Source organism: Bradyrhizobium cosmicum, assembly GCF_032290525.1.
GTDB classification, from domain to species: domain Bacteria; phylum Pseudomonadota; class Alphaproteobacteria; order Rhizobiales; family Xanthobacteraceae; genus Bradyrhizobium; species Bradyrhizobium cosmicum_A.
The window spans coordinates 1-263 of sequence record NZ_JASXTA010000312.1 but is presented as its reverse complement, the minus strand read 5'-3'; the positions used below and the strand labels follow the sequence as shown (position 1 = coordinate 263).

The 263-nt window shown below is 43.3% G+C and carries 1 protein-coding gene; it reads left to right on the top strand.

Going from position 1 to position 263, the window contains the following annotated elements:
• Positions 1-263 (top strand): hypothetical protein (locus QSV46_RS40085; protein ID WP_314964157.1); only part of this gene is annotated, 263 nt, incomplete at both ends.

Here is a 263-nt window from a genome sequence, read left to right as displayed (position 1 = left end):
CTTGAAGACTCGCAAGGAAACGGCAAGGATTTATACTTTAAAGAATTTTTATGGAAACTCTTTTTGGTCGGTTTTGCGAAACCCGAAAACGAGCGCGAGGCAGATGATAGAGAGCTTTTGGGCGACATTCCGTATTTGAACGGCGGTTTGTTTTTGCCGCATCGCATCGAGATTGATTACAAAGATAAAATCCAAATCGCCGACGAAGCGTTTGAAAGCATTTTCGCGCTTTTTCAAAGCTATTCGTGGAATCTGGACGACAC